This is a genomic window from Actinomadura viridis (genome assembly GCF_015751755.1).
Lineage (GTDB): Bacteria > Actinomycetota > Actinomycetes > Streptosporangiales > Streptosporangiaceae > Spirillospora > Spirillospora viridis.
Genome location: NZ_JADOUA010000001.1, coordinates 1,197,015 through 1,214,178, shown reverse-complemented (window position 1 = coordinate 1,214,178; position 17,164 = coordinate 1,197,015). Strand labels below are relative to the sequence as shown.

Here is a 17,164-nt window from a genome sequence, read left to right as displayed (position 1 = left end):
AACAGAGCCGCCCGACGGTCCTCAATTCTTGAGAATGACCTGGTCAGGAGATGTGCCGACGCTGAGTCCCCGGGTAGGGCGCTTGGCATGGACATCGTGGGGAGCGCGGTGGGGATCGCCGTCCCCCTGGCGGCGGCCTGCCTGCTGGGCGTCGGGTTCGTGTGCCAGCAGCACGCCGCGTACGAGGAGCCGCTGCGCGAGGTCCTGCACATCGAGCTGATCCTGCATCTGGCCCGCAGACCCGTGTGGCTGCTCGGCATCGCCCTGATGATCGGGGGGCAGGTGCTGGGGACGGTGGCGTTCGCCCTGTCCGGGGTGACGGCGGTGGTACCGCTCCTGGCCATGACCCTGGTCTTCGCACTGATCTTCGCCCATCTCATCTACCGCGAGAGCTTCACCCGGGCGGCGTGGGCGGGAGCGGTGCTGGTCTGCGCCGGGATCTCGATGTTCCTGCTGTTCGGGCAGCCCAGCGGCGGTTCCCCGGTGTCCCATGTCTCGTTGCGCTGGCTGGCGGCCGGGGGTGTGGTGATCGTGGCGGGGCTGTGCGTCCTGATCGGCCGGCGGGTCGCCTTCGTCAACCGGGCCATCCTGTTCGCTGCGGCGGCCGGGATGTTCTACGGCGTGCAGGACGTGCTGACCCGCGGTTCGCTGGAGATCAGTGAGGCGGGGCTGGGCGCCCTGTTCACCCACTGGCATCCCTACGCCCTGGTCGCGGTGGCCGCCACGGGGCTGCTGCTGGCGCAGAGCGCGTTCGACATGGCCCCGATCCAGGTGTCGCTGCCGGCCAGCACCGCGGCCGAGCCGATCGTCGGGATCGTGCTGGCCGTCGTCATCTTCTCCGAGCAGCTGAAGGTCACCCCCGTGGCCCTGACGGCCGAGATCCTGGGGCTCATCGCGATGGTCGCGGGCATCATCATCCTGGGCCGGTCGCCGATCCTCACCAAGCGCAAGAAACCGGGCGCCCCCGTCGGTTCGGAAGCGCCGCTGCCATGATCTCCGTCCTGCTGGCGATCCTGGCGTCGGCCTGCAACGCCGCCGCCTCCTACCTGCAGCGGCGCGGGACGCTGGCGGTCCCGGACGGCGCGTCGGCGCTCACCTTCGCCCGGACGCTGCTGCGCCGCCCGATCTGGCTCGCCGGCATCCTGGCGATGATCGGCGGCTTCCTGTTCCAGGCCGGGGCCCTGGCGTTCGGCGGCCTGTCCCTGGTGGAACCGCTACTGGTGATGGAGCTGCCGTTCACCCTGATCATCATCGCGGTGTTCTCCAGGACACGGTTCTCGGCACGGACCTGGCTGGCCGTGCTCGCCATGTCGGGCGGCCTGGCCGCGCTGCTGGTCGCCGCCGCGCCCGCACCCGGGACGTCGATGCCCCCGGCCCACAAGTGGTGGCTCACCGTCCTGGTCGTGGTCCTCGCCATCGGGGCGCTGCTCGGAGCGGCGTGGCTGACCGGCGGCCCGCTCCGGACGGTGCTGCTGGGCACCGCCACCGGGTTCGGATTCGCCTTCACCGCGGCCCTGATCAAGGGTGCGGCCGGCATCCTCAGGGCGGACCCGATCGACGTCCTCACCTCGTGGCCGCTCTACGCCATGGTGGCCTCCGGGGTGCTCACCCTGATGCTCCTCCAGGTCACCCTGCGCAGCGGCACCCTGGTGGCGGCGCAGCCGCCGCTGACCATCAGCGACCCGGTCGCCAGCATGGTCATGGGGGCTCTGGTGTTCAGCGAGTCGATCCGCGCCGGCTCCTGGATCTTCCTGGAGCTCCTGGGCATAGCGCTGATCGTGTACGGGGCCATCGGGATCTCCAAGACCCCGTCGTTCCAGGGCATCGTCACGCCCGTGCAGGAATGACGGTCAGGCCGTGGCCGGGACGGGGGCGAGCGGTTCCAGCGGCGCCCGGCCCCGGATCAGGTCGGCGGCGCGTTCGGCGATGGCGATGGTGGGGGCGTTGGTGTTGCCCCGCGGCACCGACGGCATGACCGAGGCGTCCACCACGCGGAGCCCCTCGACGCCCCGGACGCGCAGGGCGGGGTCGCAGACCGTGCCGTCCGCGCCGCCCATCGCGCACGTGCTCGTGGGGTGGAACAGCGTCGCGCAGGTGCGCCTGACGAACTCCGCGACCGCCTCGTCGCCCTCCGCCTGCTCCCCGGGGGCCCACTCGCCCGCCGCGACCGCCGCGAGGCTGCCCGTACGGGCGATCTCCCGGGCCTGCCGGACGCCCGCCACGAGGATGTCCAGATCGGCCTTGTCGGCCAGGTAGGCGGGGTCGATCAGCGGTTTGGCGTACGGGCTCGCCGAGCGCAGCCTGAGCGAGCCCCGGCTGGCGACGGCGATCGCGGTGACCATGACCGACAGCAGCCGCTCGGCGGGCTCCACCAGGCCCTGGTCGACGAACGGCGACGGCAGCACGTGGTACTGCAGGTCGGGCGCGGGCAGGCCGTCCACCGTGCGGACGAAGCCGCCCGCCTCGGCGACGTTGGAGGCGTACGGCCCGCGCGCCAGCGCCCGGTAGAGGGCGAAGGTGCGGGCGTTGGCCAGCTCCCAGAGCCCCTTGACGCGGGGCGTCGCGAACATGACGTTCACGAACGGGTGGTCCTGCAGGCCCTGCCCGACGGGCGAATCGACCAGCACGTCGATGCCGTGCTCGCGCAGGTGGTCGGCCGGGCCGATCCCCGACAGCATGAGCAGCTGGGGGCTGTTGACCGCGCCGCCCGAGAGGATCACCTCGCCCTCCGCGCGGACCTCGGCCGCCGCCCCGCGCCGCTCGTACCGGACCCCGGTGGCCCGGCCGTCCTCGACGAGCACCCGGGTCACCAGGGCGTCGGTGACGACGGTCAGGTTGGGCCGGGAGAGGGCGGGCCGCAGGTAGCCGTCGGCGGTCGACCAGCGCCGCCCGCTCTTGTGGGTCACCTGGTAGAAGCCCACGCCGTCCTGCTCGGGGCCGTTGAAGTCGGCGTTGGCCGGCAGCCCGTACTCCGTGGCCGACCGCACCCAGGCGCGGGTGAGGGCGTGCTTGTAGCGCAGGTCCTCCACGCGCAGCGGGCCGCCGGCGCCGTGATGGGCGGACGCCCCGCGCTGCTGGTCCTCCGCGCGCAGGAAGTACGGCAGCAGGTCGGCGTGCCCCCAGCCCTCGCAGCCGTAGGAGTCGCGCCAGGTGTCGTAGTCGTGCCGGTGCCCGCGAATGTAGATCATCGCGTTGGTGGACGAGCAGCCGCCCAGCGTCCGGCCGCGCGGCCAGTAGACGCCGCGGCCCGCCGCGTGCTCCTGCGGCACGGTGGTGTAGTCCCAGTCGTAGGGGCCCTTGATCAGCGAGGCCACCGCCGCCGGGATGTGGATCTCCGGGGCGTCGTCGGGCGGCCCGGCCTCCAGCAGCAGGACGCGGACGTCCGGATCCTCGCTGAGCCGGGCGGCGAGGACGCATCCGGCGCTGCCCGCCCCCACGATGACGTGGTCATAGACGAGGTCGTCGGGCTGAACGGGGTCGTGGGTCACGGCCGCCTCCGCAGTCTTCCGCCCGGACGGGGCGTTCAGAGTAAGTGAAACCATACACAACCTCGTTTTCGAGCCCGGCGGCCCGCACGGAATAGAGTGACGCCCATGGCGAAGAACAGGGAGACACCGGTCGTACTGTCGCAGATCTACACGCGTACCGGAGACGATGGCACGACCGGGCTGGGCGACCTGTCGCGCACCGGGAAGACCGATCCCCGCCTGGCCGCCTACGCCGACACCGAGGAGGCCAACGCGGCCATCGGGACCGCGATCGCCCTGGGATCCCTGCCCGAGCCGCTGGTCACCCTGCTGACCCGGATCCAGAACGACCTGTTCGACGTCGGCGCCGACCTGGCCACGCCGGTCGTCCCCGACCCCGCCTACCCCGTCCTGCGCGTGGACGCCTCCTACGTCGAGCTTCTGGAGGCGGCCTGCGACGAGCACAACGCCGACCTGGAGCCGCTGCGCAGCTTCATCCTCCCCGGCGGCACCCCCGGCGCCGCCCTGCTCCACGTCGCCCGTACGGTGACGCGGCGCGCGGAGCGGTCGGCCTGGGCCGCGATCGAACGGCACGGCACCGCGCCCCCCGGCGACCCCGAGGGCGCCGCGGGCGGGATCAACCCGTTCACCGCCCGGTACCTCAACCGGCTCTCCGACCTTCTCTTCATCCTCTGCCGGGTCGCCAACGCCGGGCACGGCGACGTCCTCTGGAAGCCCGGCGGCGAACGGTGAGGTGGGGTTAACCCCACCACGGGGACGCTGGCTCTCCACCTGTCCCGCTCCCGGGCGCCGTGTGAGGCTTGGTCCGTACGGGGGAACCGGCGAAACCAGGAGTCAACGTGAAGACCCTCAGGGGCGTGGCAGTGGTGACCGGCGCGGTGGCGCTCGCGGCGACGGCGATGACGGGGTGCGCCGTGAGCTTCGACACCGGTTCCCACAAGGAGACGCGGTCCTACGACGTCCCGGGGTCGTTCACCGCGCTCAAGGTGACCGGGGACTCCAGCCGGCTGGAGGTCACCGGCACCGACACCCGCGTGATCAAGGTGCAGGAGACCCGGACCTGGTCGAGCGAGAAGAACAAGCCGCGGACCCGGCGGACCACCGAGGGGGGCACCCTCGCCCTGCGGTTCACCTGCGCCCAGCAGATCATCGGCTACAGCCGATGCGAGATCGCCTACCGGATCGAGGTCCCGCGGGCCATGGCGGTCGATCTGCGCACCGACAGCGGCGCCCTGGTGGCCACCGGGCTGAACGGCGACAGCGTCCGCCTCTCCACCGACTCCGGCCCGCTCACCGCCCGGCGGCTGCACACCAAGGCCCTGTCGGCGTCCTCCGACGCCGGGCAGATCCGGATCGACGGCCAGGCCGGCACGGCCAGGCTCAGCACCGACAGCGGAGGCGTCGAGGCCGAGGGCCTGCGCGCCGGGCAGGTCGTCGCCCGCTCGTCGGCCGGTGCGGTCCGGCTGGGCCTGGCCGGCCCGCCCGACGGCGTCGACGTGAGCACCGACTCAGGGAGCGTGCGGCTCCACCTTCCCGGCGACCAGGGCTACGCCCTCACGGTGACCACCGACTCCGGCAGCCGGAACATCTCCCCGGAGATCCGCCAGGACAGCACCTCCCGGTACCGCGTCAAGCTCAAGACCGACTCAGGCTCGGTCACCGTCTCCCCCGTTTCCACCTGACCCCGGCGTCCGCCTGACCCCGGCCGTCCCGCCTGCCCCGGCCGCTTGGCCCCGGTTGTCCCGGTCATCCGCCAGCCCGGAGTCAGCGGACCCGGTGGCCCCCGCGCCACTCGGCGGCGGGTACGGCGGCGCGCGGCAGGGCGGCTCCGGGCCTGACGGCGCGGCGGGCCTCGCCGTTCACCGGCAGCGTGCTCGCCGCCAGCCGCCAGGTGGCCGCCGCGACCCCGCCCGCGTGCGTGTCCAGCAGCCGCCAGTCGATGTTGGCCGTCGTGTCGCACGCCTTGTGGTAGCACGGGTCGTACGGCCGGCCCGCGGTGCCGCCGAACAGCGCGGCCTGCCGCGGCGTCTTGACCACCTCGGCACCGCTGAAGAGGCCGCCTGCCGGGATGCCGTGCTCGATGAACGGGCCGTAGTCCGAACGCCCGTTGAACTCGCTCTCCAGGGTGGGCAGCCCCCGGGCGGCGTAGTGGTCCTTGAAGATCTTCTCGATCGCGCCCGAGCCGGCCGGCGGGGTCGTGCCGGTGCCCAGGGACCCGTCGCCGTCGTACACCCCGCGGATCCCGTTCGGTGAGCCGAGCATGTCGAAGTTCAGGTTGAGGGCCAGCTTCGCGCGGTCCGCCGCGCTCAGCGAGGCGACGTAGTGCTCTGACCCGACCAGGCCCTCCTCCTCGGCCCCCCACCAGGCGAACCGCACCTTGTTGCGCGGCGCCTGCCGCCCCGGCCGCTGGATCCACTGGGCGACGGCGAGGATCGTGGCCGCCCCGCTGCCGTTGTCGTTGATGCCCGGCCCCTCCCGGACGCTGTCGAGATGCGCGCCGACGACGACCACGTTGTCGTCGCGCCCGTGGACGGTGTCGGCGATGACGTTGGACGCGGACCGCTTCCCCGCGGCGGTGTCGGTCCGGATCCGCAGCCTCAGCCCTCCGGCCCTCGCTGCCCTGACCAGTTCGGCGCCCAGCGCGTGCGGGGTCTCCACCGCGGGGATCGTGAACGGCCGCCCCAGGGTGCCGTTGACCTGGCCCGGCTCGCCCGGGAGGTTGTAGATCACCACGGCGGCGGCGCGCGCCGCCTGGGCGTTGGCGGCCTTGGTCTCGAAGGAGCAGGTGCCGCGCTGGATCAGCGCGACCGACCCGGCGGGGAAGCCGGCGAAGTCCGCCGCCTCGCACCCGGCCGTACCGGCACCGGCCGCGGGAACGTCCACCGCGGCCGCGGCGGCGGTGACGTCGCCCGTCCCCGAGTAGCGCATCGTCTGGAAGTCGGTGCCGGGCCGGTAGGTCGCCGGAGGCGCCGGGGCCGTCCGGGCGAACGCGGCCGGCGTCCTCTCCTCCCAGTAGTCGAACTGGAACGGCTGGACGCGCGGAGTGAAGCCGGCCCTCTTCAGCTGGCTCACCACGTACTTCACCGAGACGTCGTACCCCGGGCGCCCGGCGGCCCGGTCACCGCCGTTGTAGGCGGCGATCTCCTGGAACGCCTCCAGATGCCGGCGGATGTCCTCGATCCCGACCGTCCCGGCGGGATCCGGTACGGCCGCGGCGGGGGCCGGGAGGGCCGCGACCAGCGCGGCGGCCAGGAGAGGGGCGGTCAGCGGGGCGGCTCCGTGGACGAGCTTGCGCACAGGCACTCCAGTGGTGGTGGGAGCGGGTTCCCGCTGATCATCCCTGCACCACGGGCCCGCCACCGATCCCCTCACCGGTCGGGCGCGCCGCGACTATTCCGGCGGATGCAGATCGACCGGGAATCCCGGCGGCGCCGCCTCCAGCCAGGCCAGGAACCCGGTCAGCGCCGCCGCGCTCATCGCCAGCTCCACCGTCAGCCCGGCGTCCCGCACCTCGATGATGCTCGCCTCCGGCTGCAGCCGCTCCGCCTCGGCGCCCTCGGGCCGCCTCCGGTTGGAGACGACGAGGCCCCGGCGGTGAATCACCTGCCGGGGCCTGGAGCGGAAACCGAAGACGCGGTGCCAGTGCAGCACATCGCCCTTGTAACGGCCGATGCCCAGCCGCCAGGGGCCGGGGACCCCCTCCCCGTCCAACACCCGCAGGCTGCACTCCACGGCGCCGCCGCCGTGGACCAGCAACCGGCGTCTCACCGCCAGCGACGCTATCGCCAGGACGACGAGCAGGACGACGACGGCGAGCGCCGCGCTCGCATCCAGTGCCAGATGCCCGCCCAAAGCCCCCCGCCGTTCTCGCCAGCCGAACCTTGCTGGAGCCTACAGCCCGGACGTCACCGCCTCTGACAGCGCCCCATGCTCTTCCGTGTCAAGCCTCGCACCCGGCACGCCCAAGAGCCGGGGACCGCCGCCCGCGGAGCGCGCGACCTGGCCCGCGAACGGCGAAGGCCACGGTCCCGGCCCGCGGAGGGGCCGGGACCGTGGCCCCTGAACGTCCTGTCTCAGCCTTCGGCGCCCGCGGCGCGCAGCCGCGCCCGGGCCCGCCGCTCGGACGTACCGTCCTCGCCGGCGGCCGCCAGGGCGTCCTGAAGCGCCTGCCGGGCCGCCGCCACGTCGATCTCGGCGCCCAGCTCGGCCTGCTCGGCCAGGATGGACACCTCGTCGTCGGCGATGGAGAAGAAGCCGCTGCCGACCATGGCGATGACCGGCTCGGCGCCTTCCGTCGGCTCGATCTTCACCACGCTGCCGTCCAGCAGAACGCCCAGTACGGGGGCGTGGCCCGGCAGGATGCCGAGCTGGCCCTCGATGGTCTGCGCGACCACCATCTTGGCCTCGCCGGTCCAGATCTCGCGCTCCGGCGACACCAGTCCGACCTTCAGAGTTGCCACTTCGTGTCCTCCGACTACTGGAGCGGTTCCGGCGGCGCGGACCCGGGCCGGGACGACCCGGCCGGGCCCGTGCCGGCGGAGCGGATTACTTCTCCAGCTCCTTGGCCTTCTTCTCGGCGTCCTCGATGCCGCCGCACATGAAGAACGCCTGCTCGGGCAGGTGGTCGTACTCGCCCTCGGCGATCCCCTTGAACGAGGCGATGGTGTCGCTCAGCGGCACCGTGACACCGGGCTGGCCGGTGAACTGCTCGGCCACGTACATCGGGTGCGACAGGAAACGCTCGATGCGCCGCGCCCGGTTGACGGTGACCTTGTCCTCTTCGGACAGCTCGTCGATACCGAGGATCGCGATGATGTCCTGCAGCTCCTTGTACTTCTGCAGGATCCGCTTGACCTCCTGGGCGACCTCGTAGTGCTCCCGCCCGAGGATCTGCGGGTCCATGATCCGCGAGGTCGAGTCGAGCGGGTCCACCGCCGGGTAGATGCCCTTCTCGGTGATGGCCCGGGAGAGCACCGTGGTGGCGTCGAGGTGCGCGAACGTGGTGTGCGGCGCGGGGTCGGTGATGTCGTCCGCGGGCACGTAGATCGCCTGCATCGAGGTGATCGAGTGGCCGCGGGTCGAGGTGATCCGCTCCTGCAGCACGCCCATCTCGTCGGCCAGGGTCGGCTGGTAGCCCACCGCGGACGGCATCCGGCCGAGCAGGGTCGAGACCTCCGACCCGGCCTGGGTGAACCGGAAGATGTTGTCGATGAACAGCAGCACGTCCTGCTTCTGGACGTCCCGGAAGTACTCGGCCATGGTCAGCGCCGACAGCGCGATCCGCAGGCGGGTGCCCGGCGGCTCGTCCATCTGGCCGAACACCAGCGCGGTGTCCTTGAGGACGCCGGACTCGCCCATCTCGACCCAGAGGTCGTTGCCCTCACGGGTCCGCTCGCCGACGCCGGCGAACACCGAGGTGCCACCGAAGTTCCGCGCGACACGGGTGATCATCTCCTGGATGAGCACCGTCTTGCCGACGCCCGCGCCGCCGAACAGGCCGATCTTCCCGCCCGAGACGTACGGGGTGAGCAGGTCGATGACCTTGATGCCGGTCTCCAGCATCTCGGTCTTGGACTCCAGCTGGTCGAACGCGGGGGCCTTGCGGTGGATCCCCCAGCGCTCGTTGACCTCCAGGGACGCGACGGGCACGTCCAGGGAGTTGCCCAGCGCGTTCCACACGTGGCCCTTGGTCACGTCGCCGACCGGCACCGAGATCGAGTTTCCGGTGTCGGTCACCGAGGCGCCGCGGACCATGCCGTCGGTGGGCTGCATGGAGATGGCGCGGACCATGTTGTCGCCCAGGTGCTGGGCGACCTCGAGGGTCAGCGTCTTGGTGTCGTCGCCGAGGGTCACCTCGACGGTCAGGGCGTTGTAGATCTCCGGGAGGGCGTCGGCGGGGAATTCCACGTCGACGACCGGTCCGATGACCCGGGCGACGCGCCCGGTCGCGGTCGCCGTCTCTACCTGTGCGGTCATTCTCACTCCCCGCCAGACTCGGCCAGCGCGTCAGCGCCACCGACGATCTCGCTGATTTCCTGGGTGATCGCGGCCTGCCGCACCTGGTTCATCTGGCGCGTGTAGACCTCGATCAGCTCGTGGGCATTGTCGGTCGCCGACTTCATCGCGCGGCGCACCGACGCGTGGAAGGAGGCCGCCGACTGGAGCAGCATGTGGAAGATGCGGCTCTCGATGTAGTTCGGCAGGAGCAGGTCGAGCGCGGCGTCCGCGGTCGGCTCGAACTCGTAGGAGGGCAGGGTGCCCTCCCCGCGCTCGCTGATCTCCAGCGGGATCAGCCGCCGCACCTGGACCTGCTGGGTCAGCATCGAGACGAACTCGGTGTAGACCACGTGGATCTCCCCGACCCCGCCCTCGGCGTCGGTCTTGAGGAAGTCCTCGGCCAGGCGCCGGCCGATCCGCTCCGCGCTGGGGAAGTCGGGGCGGTCGCTGATCCCCCGCCACTCCTGGGCGATCTCCCGGTCCCGGAACCGGTACCAGGTGATGCCCTTGTTACCGACGACGTAGGGGATCGGCTCCTTGCCCTGCTCGCGCAGCGCCTTGATCAGCGACTCGGCCTCACGGATCACGTTGGCGTTGTAGGCCCCGCAGAACCCGCGGTCGCTGGTGATGATCAGCACCGCGCTGCGCTTGTCCTCCGGCTGCTCCTTGAGCAGCGGGTGGTCAATGCCGACATGGTGGCTGATCAGCGCCGACAGCGCCCTGGTGATCTGGTCGGCGTACGGCTTGGAGGCCGCCACCGCCTGCTGGGCCTTGACGATGCGCGAGGTCGCGATCATCTCCTGGGCACGCGTGATCTTGGCGGTCGAGCTGACCGACCGGATCCGCTGCCGAAGTTGACGAACCTGGGCCATCCCGCTCAGTCCTTCTTGACGCGGGTGATCGTCTCCTGCTCGATGGCCTCCGTGTCGATCGCCTCGACCGGCTCGTCCTCACCGAGGAGCTGCCCGTCGCTGGTCTCGAAACCCTTCTTGAACTCCGTGATGGCGTCCTTGAGGGTGGTCAGGCCGTCGTCGGAGAGAGCACCCGACTCGCGGATGGAGGTCAGCAGGCCGCCCTCGTTGCGCTCGACGTAGTCGAGGAACTCGTTCTCGAAGCGCCGGATGTCCTCGACCGGCACGTCGTCGAGCTCGCCGGAGGTGCCGGCCCACACCGACACGACCTGCTTCTCGACCGGGAACGGGCTGCCCTGCGGCTGCTTGAGCAGCTCGACCAGCCGGGCCCCGCGGTCCAGCTGGGCACGGGAGGCGGCGTCCAGGTCGGACGCGAACGCGGCGAACGCCTCCAGGTCACGGTACTGCGACAGGGCCAGGCGCAGCGTGCCGGCGACCTTGCGCATCGCCTTGACCTGCGCCGTGCCACCGACCCGGGAGACCGAGATACCGACGTTGATCGCCGGGCGGACGCCCTGGTTGAACAGGTCCGTCTCCAGGAAGCACTGCCCGTCGGTGATCGAGATGACGTTCGTCGGGATGTACGCCGACACGTCGTTGCCCTTGGTCTCGATGATCGGAAGGCCGGTCATCGAACCGCCGCCCATGTCGTCCGACAGCTTCGCGCAGCGCTCCAGCAGACGCGAGTGCAGGTAGAACACGTCACCGGGGTAGGCCTCACGGCCCGGCGGGCGGCGCAGCAGCAGCGACACCGCGCGGTAGGCCTCGGCCTGCTTCGACAGGTCGTCGAAGACGATCAGAACGTGCTTGCCCTGGTACATCCAGTGCTGGCCGATCGCCGACCCGGTGTAGGGGGCGATGTACTTGTAGCCGGCCGGCTCGGAGGCTGGGGCGGCCACGATGGTGGTGTACTCCATCGCGCCCGCCTCCTCCAGGGTGCGGCGCACGTTGGCGATCGTGGAGCCCTTCTGGCCGATCGCGACGTAGACGCAGCGGACCTGCTTGCTCTCGTCGCCGGAGAGCCAGGCCTCCTTCTGGTTGAGGATGGTGTCCACGGCGACCGTCGTCTTGCCGGTCTGCCGGTCACCGATGATCAGCTGCCGCTGGCCCCGGCCGATCGGGGTGATCGAGTCGATCGCCTTGATCCCGGTCTGCAGCGGCTGGTTGACCGACTGCCGCTGCACGACCGTGGGGGCCTGCAGTTCGAGCGCGCGTCGCTCGGTCGAGTCGATCGCGCCCTTTCCGTCGATCGGGGTGCCCAGCGCGTCGACGACGCGGCCGAGGAAGCCGTCGCCGACCGGGACCGAGAGGACCTCGCCGGTACGGCGGACCTTCTGGCCCTCCTCGATCTTGCTGAAGTCACCCAGGACAACGGCGCCGATCTCGCGAACGTCCAGGTTCAGAGCCAGGCCACGGGTCCCGTCCTCGAATTCGAGGAGTTCGTTCGCCATGGTCGAGGGCAGGCCCTCGACGTGGGCGATACCGTCGCCGGAATCGACGACGGTGCCGACCTCTTCGCGCGCGGCTGCCTCAGGCTCGTACGACTGGACGAAGCGCTCCAGCGCGTCCCGGATCTCGTCCGGACGGATCGTCAGCTCCGCCATGATTCCTCTCTTGCTCCCTTAGGGGTCGGCTTGCCGGCTTGTCAGCTCGCGAGCCGCCGTCGGACGTCGTCCAGCCGTCCGGCGATGGTGCCGTCGATGACCTCGTCCCCGATCTGGATGGACAGCCCGCCGATCGTCGTGGGGTCGAGCTCGATGTTCAGGTGTACGTCGTGGCCGTAGGCCGTCGCCAGGACCGCCGCCAGCCGCGTGCGCTGCGCCTCGGTCAGCTCGACCGGGGTCCGCACCAGCGCGACCAGCCGCTCCCGGCGCTGGGCGACGAGCTTGCCGTAGTCGGCGAGCCCGCCCTCCAGGCTACGACCTCTCGGGCGTAGCACCAGCTCACGGACCAGCGCGACGGTGGCCGCGGTGGCCTTGCCCTCCAGGAGGGCGTCCAGGAGACCGGCCTTGCGGTCCTCCGGGAGCCCCGGCGCGGTCAGCGCGCCGCGCAGCCGCGGCGCGCCCTCGATGACCCTGGAGAACCGGAACAGCTCGTCCTCCAGGTCGTCGAGCCGGCCGTCGGCCTCGGCGCGGGCGGCCTCGGCGGTGACCGCGAGGGTCTCCACCGCGTCCGACAGCTCCGAGGGACGCGACCAGCGCAGCCGGACCACGTCGGCGACCAGCTCGAGAGCGGCCGGCGAGATCTTGCCCTCCAGCAGGACCTGGACCAGCCGCGCCTTGTCGGCGCCGTCCCGCGCCGGGTCGGAGACCGCCCGGCGCAGCCCGTGCTCGCGGTCGATCAGGCGCAGCACCGCGAACAGGTCGTCACCGAGCCTGGAGAGGTCGGCGGAGGGAATGACGGCCTCCAGCCGCTCCCTGGCCTCGGCCAGTGACGCCCTGCTCACCGCTCCCGTGATGGTCATGATGTGATCTGCTCCTGGGTACGGGCGCGCCCCTCGAGCTCCTCGAGGAAGCGGTCGACCACGCGGCTCTGCCGGGCCGAGTCCTCCAGGGACTCGCCCACCACGCGGCCGGCCAGCTCGACCGACAGCGTCCCGATCTCACCGCGCAGCGAGGCCAGCGCGGCCTGCCTCTCGGCCTCGATCTGGGCCTGTGCGGCCTCGGTGATGCGGCGCGCCTCGGCCTGTGCCTGCTCGCGCATCTCGGCGATGATCTGCGCGCCCTGCTCGCGGGCCTCTTCCCGGAGCCGGGCCGCCTCGTGCCGGGCCTCGGCCAGCTTGGCCTGGTACTCCTTGAGCGTGGCCTGCGCCTCGGACTGCGCGTCCTCGGCCCGCTTCAGGCCGCCCTCGATCGCGTCGGTCCGCTCGGCGAGGGTCTTCTGGATCTGGGGGACGAGCTTCCAGCCGACCAGGAGCAGGACGATCGCGAACGAGATCGTGCCGAAGACGAGCTCGGAGGTGTGGGGCAGCAGCGGGTTGGTGTTCCCGCCCTCCTCCGCGGCCACCGTCGCGGTGGCCAGCAGGTTGTACATGAGGGTTCCGCCTTCCTGTCAGTACGTGCCAGGAGGTTCAGCGGTGCACGAACGGCACAACGAAACCGATGAGGGCGAGCGCCTCGGTCAGCGCGAAGCCCAGCAGCATGTTCTGCCGGATGACGTTGGTCAGCTCCGGCTGGCGGGCGATGGCCTGCACGCCCTGGCCGAAGATGATGCCCACGCCGATGCCCGGGCCGATGGCGGCGAGGCCATAAGCGACGGAGCCGAGGTTGCCGGAGACTGCGGCGAGAGTGCCCATTCCATTCCTTCTCATTCGGCCGGTGGGAGCCGCCCCACCGGAGCTTGCGTTGCGGGTACTGGGTCGGTCAGTGGTCAGGGTGCAGGGCGCCGCCGATGTAGGAGGCGGCGAGCAGGGTGAAGATGAACGCCTGCAGCGCCTGCACGAAGATCTCGAAGGCGGTCATGACGATGGTCATGAGGAAGCCGATCAGGCCGACACCCGCCCCGAGGACGGTGAGCTTCTCGGCGAGGAACCAGTAGGCGACCGTGGCGAAGAACGCGATCAGCAGGTGGCCGGCGAACATGTTCGCGAAGAGCCGGACCGCGTGCGTGAACGGGCGCAGGATGATGTTCGACAGGAACTCGATCGGCGCCAGGATCGCGTACAGCGGCTTGGGCAGCCCGGGCGGGAACATCATGTTCTTGAAGTAGCCGACCAGGCCCTGGTGCTTGATGCTGAGGAACAGCATGATCACGTAGACCGTCAGCGCCAGCACGATCGGGAAGGCGATGTGCGAGGGCGCCGGCAACTGCAGGACCGGGACGACGCCCATCCAGTTCATGATGAGGACGAAGAAGAAGGTGGACACCAGGAACGGCATCCACTTGTCCCCCTCCTTGCCGATCATCGGGCGCGCGATCTGGTCGCGGACGAACAGGTAGCCGACCTCGCCCACGTTCTGGACGCCGCGCGGTACCAGCTTCGGCTTGTTGAACGCGGCCCAGAAGAAGGCGACGACGATGACGACCGAGAGGGCGACGATGAGGGTCGGCTTGGTCACCCAGGAGGGAGCGCCGTGCCAGAGGGGACCCCAGTCGAAGATCTCGGTCCCAGGCGCTTTGAACTCATCTCCGCCCGGGGAGGCGAGGAGGTGTCGCGCACTCACGCGGCAGTCCCTTCGTCAGTGACTCTGCAGGTCGGTCGGTACATCAGGTGCGGGCCCCCGGGCCCGGCTTCAGTCCCGGTCGGCGGTGATCGTCTCTCCCGCCGGCGGCGCGGTCAGCGGCCGTAGCGGAAGTAGATCAGGTAGAGCGCGAGACCGAGGCCCACCAGGATCCCGATGGGGAACATCGCCGAGGTGCCCCACCAGTGATCCAGCAGCCAGCCGAGGCCGCCGTAGACGGCCATCCCGCTCAGCACGTAGCTGGGGATCGACCAGGCGGCGTTGGCGAAGCTTCGGTGGCCGGTGTCCTCCCCGGCCTCCGGATCGGGCGGGTGCCCCTCCTCGCTCATCGCAGGACGGACCATAGCAGGCCACCCCCCCGATGGTCATATTGGAGTAGTCCATGTGCGCCGATTCCAGCCACGGTGGCATCACCGGCCCCGGTCGGCGGCGGCCGTCCCGGCCTGCGCGGGGGATTCGGCGGACGGCTCCGGAGAGGAATCGGAGGTGTCGCTCCCCGAGGGGGCGCCGGAGGGGGTGCCGGAAGGGGTTCCGGCCGCCTGCCCGGCGGCGGGCTCGGGGTCGTAGTAGAGGGTCTTCGCCCTGGTGGACGCGCGGATCTCGGCCGCGACCCACACCAGCGTGAGGGCGATGACCGACCAGGCGAAGGCCTTGTGGTTCCAGGCGCTGACACCGTCGAAGGCGATGATCAGGGCGAACATCACGAAGATCTTGGTGATGTAGCTGAAGACCGCCGCGGTGAACATCATCTGCGGGGAGATCTTGGACGCGTAGCTCACCGCGACCACGCTGATCGAGAAGAAGGCGATCACGACGACCGCGCCGATCGCGGCACCCAGCGCTCCCTTGCCCCCGGCCACCGCCAGGCCGGCCGCGACCGCGGCGAGGCCGGCGAGACCGGACGGGATCGCGGCGCCGCGGAGTATCCGGGCGTCGGAAGAGTGCATGATGGCTCCGGCTGGTCACTGATCGTGTTCGTCCCTTGCTCGTGAAAGGTATCACAAGCGTCCGGAACGTCCGCAATTACCCTAGATGTAACGGCTCGGCACCGCCGTCACCGGTGCGAACACCACGGACTGTAGCCCAGGTCGGACGTCCGGTCGTCCGGAACGATGCGGAACCTCACGGGTACGGAGGATGCCCCGCTCCCCGGAGCCTCCCACGAATCGCCGCACGCTCAAAACCCCTGAAAACAGGCGAACCGGCGGGGGCGCCGCCGGCGAGACCGGACCAGCGGGATCGGATCGACGGGATCGGATCGGCGGGATCGGACCGGACGGCCGGGCCGGGCGGCGGGATCAGACCGGCTGGCGGGGACGGGGCGGGTCGGCGGGGGCGGTCGCCGCAGTCGCGGCCCGGCGGGCGGACATCCGCGGGACCGCGATCATCGCGGCCAGGCCGGCCACCGCGACGGCGCCGGTGACCGAGGCCACCAGCACGAGCGAGTTGGTGAACGAGAGCCCCACCAGGCTGGAGGCCAGCAGCGAGACCCAGAAGTACATGATCAGCACCGCGCGGCGGTGCGAGTGGCCCAGCTCCAGCAGGCGGTGGTGCAGGTGCTGCTTGTCCGGGGCGAACGGCGAGCGGCCCTGGTTGGTGCGGCGCCAGACCGCCAGCAGCATGTCCACGAACGGGACCGCCGCCACGGCCGGGACCAGCAGCAGCGGCACGTAGAACGGGAACAGCGTGTAGGTGCCCAGGAAGGCCGGGTCGAACTGCCCGGTCAGCATGATCGTCGAGGCGCTGAGCAGCAGCCCGATCAGCATCGACCCGGTGTCGCCCATGAAGATCCGGGCCGGGTTGAAGTTGTGCGGGAGGAAGCCCGCGCAGATCCCGACCAGCACCGCGGCGGTCAGCGTGGCGCCGCTGAGCGTGGTGAGCTTGTTGGTGTAGGAGAGCAGGTAGGCGTACGAGAACAGCGCGAGCGCCGCGATCCCCACCACGCCCGCGGCCAGCCCGTCCAGCCCGTCGATGAAGTTCACCGCGTTGATGGTCGCGACGACGATGAACACGGTGAGCGGCACCCCGTAGGCGGGGGGCAGCGACAGCGACTCCCCGGTGGGCATCGGGATCACGTACAGCTGGATGCCCTGCATGATGAAGACGCCGGCCGCGGCGACCTGCCCGGCGAACTTGGTCAGGGCGTCCACGCCCCAGCGGTCGTCGGCGATCCCGACCAGGACGATCAGGCCGCCCGACAGCAGCAGCGCCTTGCCGACACTGACGTCGCCGTTGGCCAGGACCTTGCGCATCTCCGGCAGCCCGGTGGCGACCACCAGCGCGGCGACCATGCCGCCGAACATCGCCAGGCCGCCCAGCCGGGGGGTCGGGATCACGTGCACGTCGCGGTCGCGGACCGCGGCCTGGGCGCCGAACCAGACCGCGAAGCGGCGGACGGCCGGCGTCAGCAGGTAGGCGACGAGGGCGGCGATGAGGATGGTGAGCAGGTATTCCCGCACGCCTCATGCCTCCTTCATGCCTGAAAATGCCGCTTCGTCCCCCGGCCGCCTCACGGCCGCCCGGCGGCGGTCAAGGGGTGTCCAAGGGGATAGGACGCGCGCCGCGGACGGTCCGTTCACGCCCGGGG

At 71.1% G+C, this 17,164-nt stretch carries 18 protein-coding genes; 4 read left to right on the top strand and 14 right to left on the bottom strand.

Annotated features, from left to right (window positions below):
* Positions 1 to 87 precede the first annotated feature (87 nt).
* Positions 88 to 993: a DMT family transporter gene (locus IW256_RS05295; protein ID WP_197009881.1), complete on the top strand. Its 906-nt coding sequence runs from the start codon at positions 88 to 90 to the stop codon at positions 991 to 993.
* Positions 990 to 1,847: a DMT family transporter gene (locus IW256_RS05290; RefSeq protein WP_197009880.1), complete on the top strand. Its 858-nt coding sequence runs from the start codon at positions 990 to 992 to the stop codon at positions 1,845 to 1,847. Before IW256_RS05295 ends, IW256_RS05290 begins: the two co-directional genes overlap by 4 nt.
* Before the next feature lie 3 nt (positions 1,848 to 1,850).
* Here IW256_RS05290 and IW256_RS05285 read toward each other — a convergent pair whose 3' ends face one another.
* Positions 1,851 to 3,488: a GMC family oxidoreductase gene (locus IW256_RS05285; protein ID WP_307828741.1), complete on the bottom strand. Its 1,638-nt coding sequence runs from the start codon at positions 3,486 to 3,488 to the stop codon at positions 1,851 to 1,853.
* Positions 3,489 to 3,593: 105 nt separating this feature from the next.
* Between IW256_RS05285 and IW256_RS05280 the strand changes: the two genes are divergently transcribed.
* Together IW256_RS05280 and IW256_RS05275 are read left to right on the top strand one after the other, a co-directional pair.
* Complete coding sequence (locus IW256_RS05280) at positions 3,594 to 4,220, top strand: cob(I)yrinic acid a,c-diamide adenosyltransferase (RefSeq protein WP_197009878.1); 627 nt, start codon at positions 3,594 to 3,596, stop codon at positions 4,218 to 4,220.
* Positions 4,221 to 4,327: 107 nt separating this feature from the next.
* On the top strand, positions 4,328 to 5,170 hold the full coding sequence (locus tag IW256_RS05275) for a DUF4097 family beta strand repeat-containing protein (RefSeq protein WP_197009877.1): 843 nt from the start codon (positions 4,328 to 4,330) through the stop codon (positions 5,168 to 5,170).
* Positions 5,171 to 5,252: 82 nt separating this feature from the next.
* On the opposite strand, the gene IW256_RS05270 is transcribed toward IW256_RS05275, so the two are convergent.
* The 13 genes from IW256_RS05270 to IW256_RS05210 form a co-directional block, all read right to left on the bottom strand.
* Positions 5,253 to 6,785 (bottom strand): M28 family peptidase, encoded by a 1,533-nt coding sequence (locus IW256_RS05270; protein WP_197009876.1) that lies wholly within the window; start codon positions 6,783 to 6,785, stop codon positions 5,253 to 5,255.
* A gap of 93 nt (positions 6,786 to 6,878) precedes the next feature.
* The gene (locus tag IW256_RS05265; protein WP_197009875.1) at positions 6,879 to 7,340 is read right to left on the bottom strand and encodes a DUF2550 domain-containing protein; all 462 of its coding nucleotides are present in this window, start codon (positions 7,338 to 7,340) and stop codon (positions 6,879 to 6,881) included.
* Positions 7,341 to 7,561: 221 nt separating this feature from the next.
* Entirely contained in the window at positions 7,562 to 7,948 is a 387-nt protein-coding gene (locus tag IW256_RS05260; protein ID WP_197009874.1) for a F0F1 ATP synthase subunit epsilon, read from the bottom strand.
* A gap of 85 nt (positions 7,949 to 8,033) precedes the next feature.
* Positions 8,034 to 9,464 carry a F0F1 ATP synthase subunit beta gene (gene atpD, locus IW256_RS05255; protein ID WP_197009873.1) on the bottom strand — a complete coding sequence of 477 codons (1,431 nt, stop codon included), beginning with the start codon at positions 9,462 to 9,464 and terminating at the stop codon, positions 8,034 to 8,036.
* Between the two features lie 2 nt (positions 9,465 to 9,466).
* Positions 9,467 to 10,357, bottom strand: a complete 891-nt coding sequence (locus IW256_RS05250) for a F0F1 ATP synthase subunit gamma (protein ID WP_197009872.1) — start codon at positions 10,355 to 10,357, stop codon at positions 9,467 to 9,469.
* A gap of 5 nt (positions 10,358 to 10,362) precedes the next feature.
* Positions 10,363 to 12,000, bottom strand: a complete 1,638-nt coding sequence (gene atpA / locus IW256_RS05245; RefSeq protein WP_197009871.1) for a F0F1 ATP synthase subunit alpha — start codon at positions 11,998 to 12,000, stop codon at positions 10,363 to 10,365.
* Between the two features lie 41 nt (positions 12,001 to 12,041).
* Positions 12,042 to 12,860: a F0F1 ATP synthase subunit delta gene (locus IW256_RS05240; protein ID WP_197009870.1), complete on the bottom strand. Its 819-nt coding sequence runs from the start codon at positions 12,858 to 12,860 to the stop codon at positions 12,042 to 12,044.
* Entirely contained in the window at positions 12,857 to 13,429 is a 573-nt protein-coding gene (locus IW256_RS05235; RefSeq protein WP_197009869.1) for a F0F1 ATP synthase subunit B, read from the bottom strand. Before IW256_RS05235 ends, IW256_RS05240 begins: the two co-directional genes overlap by 4 nt.
* 37 nt (positions 13,430 to 13,466) lie before the next feature.
* The gene (atpE, locus tag IW256_RS05230; RefSeq protein WP_197009868.1) at positions 13,467 to 13,691 is read right to left on the bottom strand and encodes an ATP synthase F0 subunit C; all 225 of its coding nucleotides are present in this window, start codon (positions 13,689 to 13,691) and stop codon (positions 13,467 to 13,469) included.
* 67 nt (positions 13,692 to 13,758) lie between these two features.
* Complete coding sequence (gene atpB, locus IW256_RS05225; protein WP_197009867.1) at positions 13,759 to 14,559, bottom strand: F0F1 ATP synthase subunit A; 801 nt, start codon at positions 14,557 to 14,559, stop codon at positions 13,759 to 13,761.
* Between the two features lie 113 nt (positions 14,560 to 14,672).
* Positions 14,673 to 14,906 carry an AtpZ/AtpI family protein gene (locus IW256_RS05220; protein WP_197009866.1) on the bottom strand — a complete coding sequence of 78 codons (234 nt, stop codon included), beginning with the start codon at positions 14,904 to 14,906 and terminating at the stop codon, positions 14,673 to 14,675.
* A gap of 81 nt (positions 14,907 to 14,987) precedes the next feature.
* A complete protein-coding gene (locus tag IW256_RS05215) occupies positions 14,988 to 15,524 on the bottom strand; it encodes a Cg1360 family ATP-synthase-associated protein (protein WP_231403668.1) in 537 nt (178 codons plus the stop codon).
* A gap of 351 nt (positions 15,525 to 15,875) precedes the next feature.
* The gene (locus tag IW256_RS05210) at positions 15,876 to 17,036 is read right to left on the bottom strand and encodes a glycosyltransferase family 4 protein (protein WP_197009865.1); all 1,161 of its coding nucleotides are present in this window, start codon (positions 17,034 to 17,036) and stop codon (positions 15,876 to 15,878) included.
* Positions 17,037 to 17,164: the final 128 nt, after the last annotated feature.

What these genes read in the sequence shown, in the direction of transcription:
- IW256_RS05295 (WP_197009881.1), top strand. Translation starts at nt 88, where the DNA reads ATGGACATCGTGGGGAGCGCGGTGGGGATCGCCGTCCCCCTGGCGGCG.
- IW256_RS05290 (WP_197009880.1), top strand. Translation starts at nt 990, where the DNA reads ATGATCTCCGTCCTGCTGGCGATCCTGGCGTCGGCCTGCAACGCCGCC.
- IW256_RS05280 (WP_197009878.1), top strand. Translation starts at nt 3,594, where the DNA reads ATGGCGAAGAACAGGGAGACACCGGTCGTACTGTCGCAGATCTACACG.
- atpD (WP_197009873.1), bottom strand. Translation starts at nt 9,464, where the DNA reads ATGACCGCACAGGTAGAGACGGCGACCGCGACCGGGCGCGTCGCCCGG.
- IW256_RS05250 (WP_197009872.1), bottom strand. Translation starts at nt 10,357, where the DNA reads ATGGCCCAGGTTCGTCAACTTCGGCAGCGGATCCGGTCGGTCAGCTCG.
- atpA (WP_197009871.1), bottom strand. Translation starts at nt 12,000, where the DNA reads ATGGCGGAGCTGACGATCCGTCCGGACGAGATCCGGGACGCGCTGGAG.
- IW256_RS05240 (WP_197009870.1), bottom strand. Translation starts at nt 12,860, where the DNA reads ATGACCATCACGGGAGCGGTGAGCAGGGCGTCACTGGCCGAGGCCAGG.
- IW256_RS05235 (WP_197009869.1), bottom strand. Translation starts at nt 13,429, where the DNA reads ATGTACAACCTGCTGGCCACCGCGACGGTGGCCGCGGAGGAGGGCGGG.
- atpE (WP_197009868.1), bottom strand. Translation starts at nt 13,691, where the DNA reads ATGGGCACTCTCGCCGCAGTCTCCGGCAACCTCGGCTCCGTCGCTTAT.
- IW256_RS05220 (WP_197009866.1), bottom strand. Translation starts at nt 14,906, where the DNA reads ATGAGCGAGGAGGGGCACCCGCCCGATCCGGAGGCCGGGGAGGACACC.
- IW256_RS05215 (WP_231403668.1), bottom strand. Translation starts at nt 15,524, where the DNA reads ATGCACTCTTCCGACGCCCGGATACTCCGCGGCGCCGCGATCCCGTCC.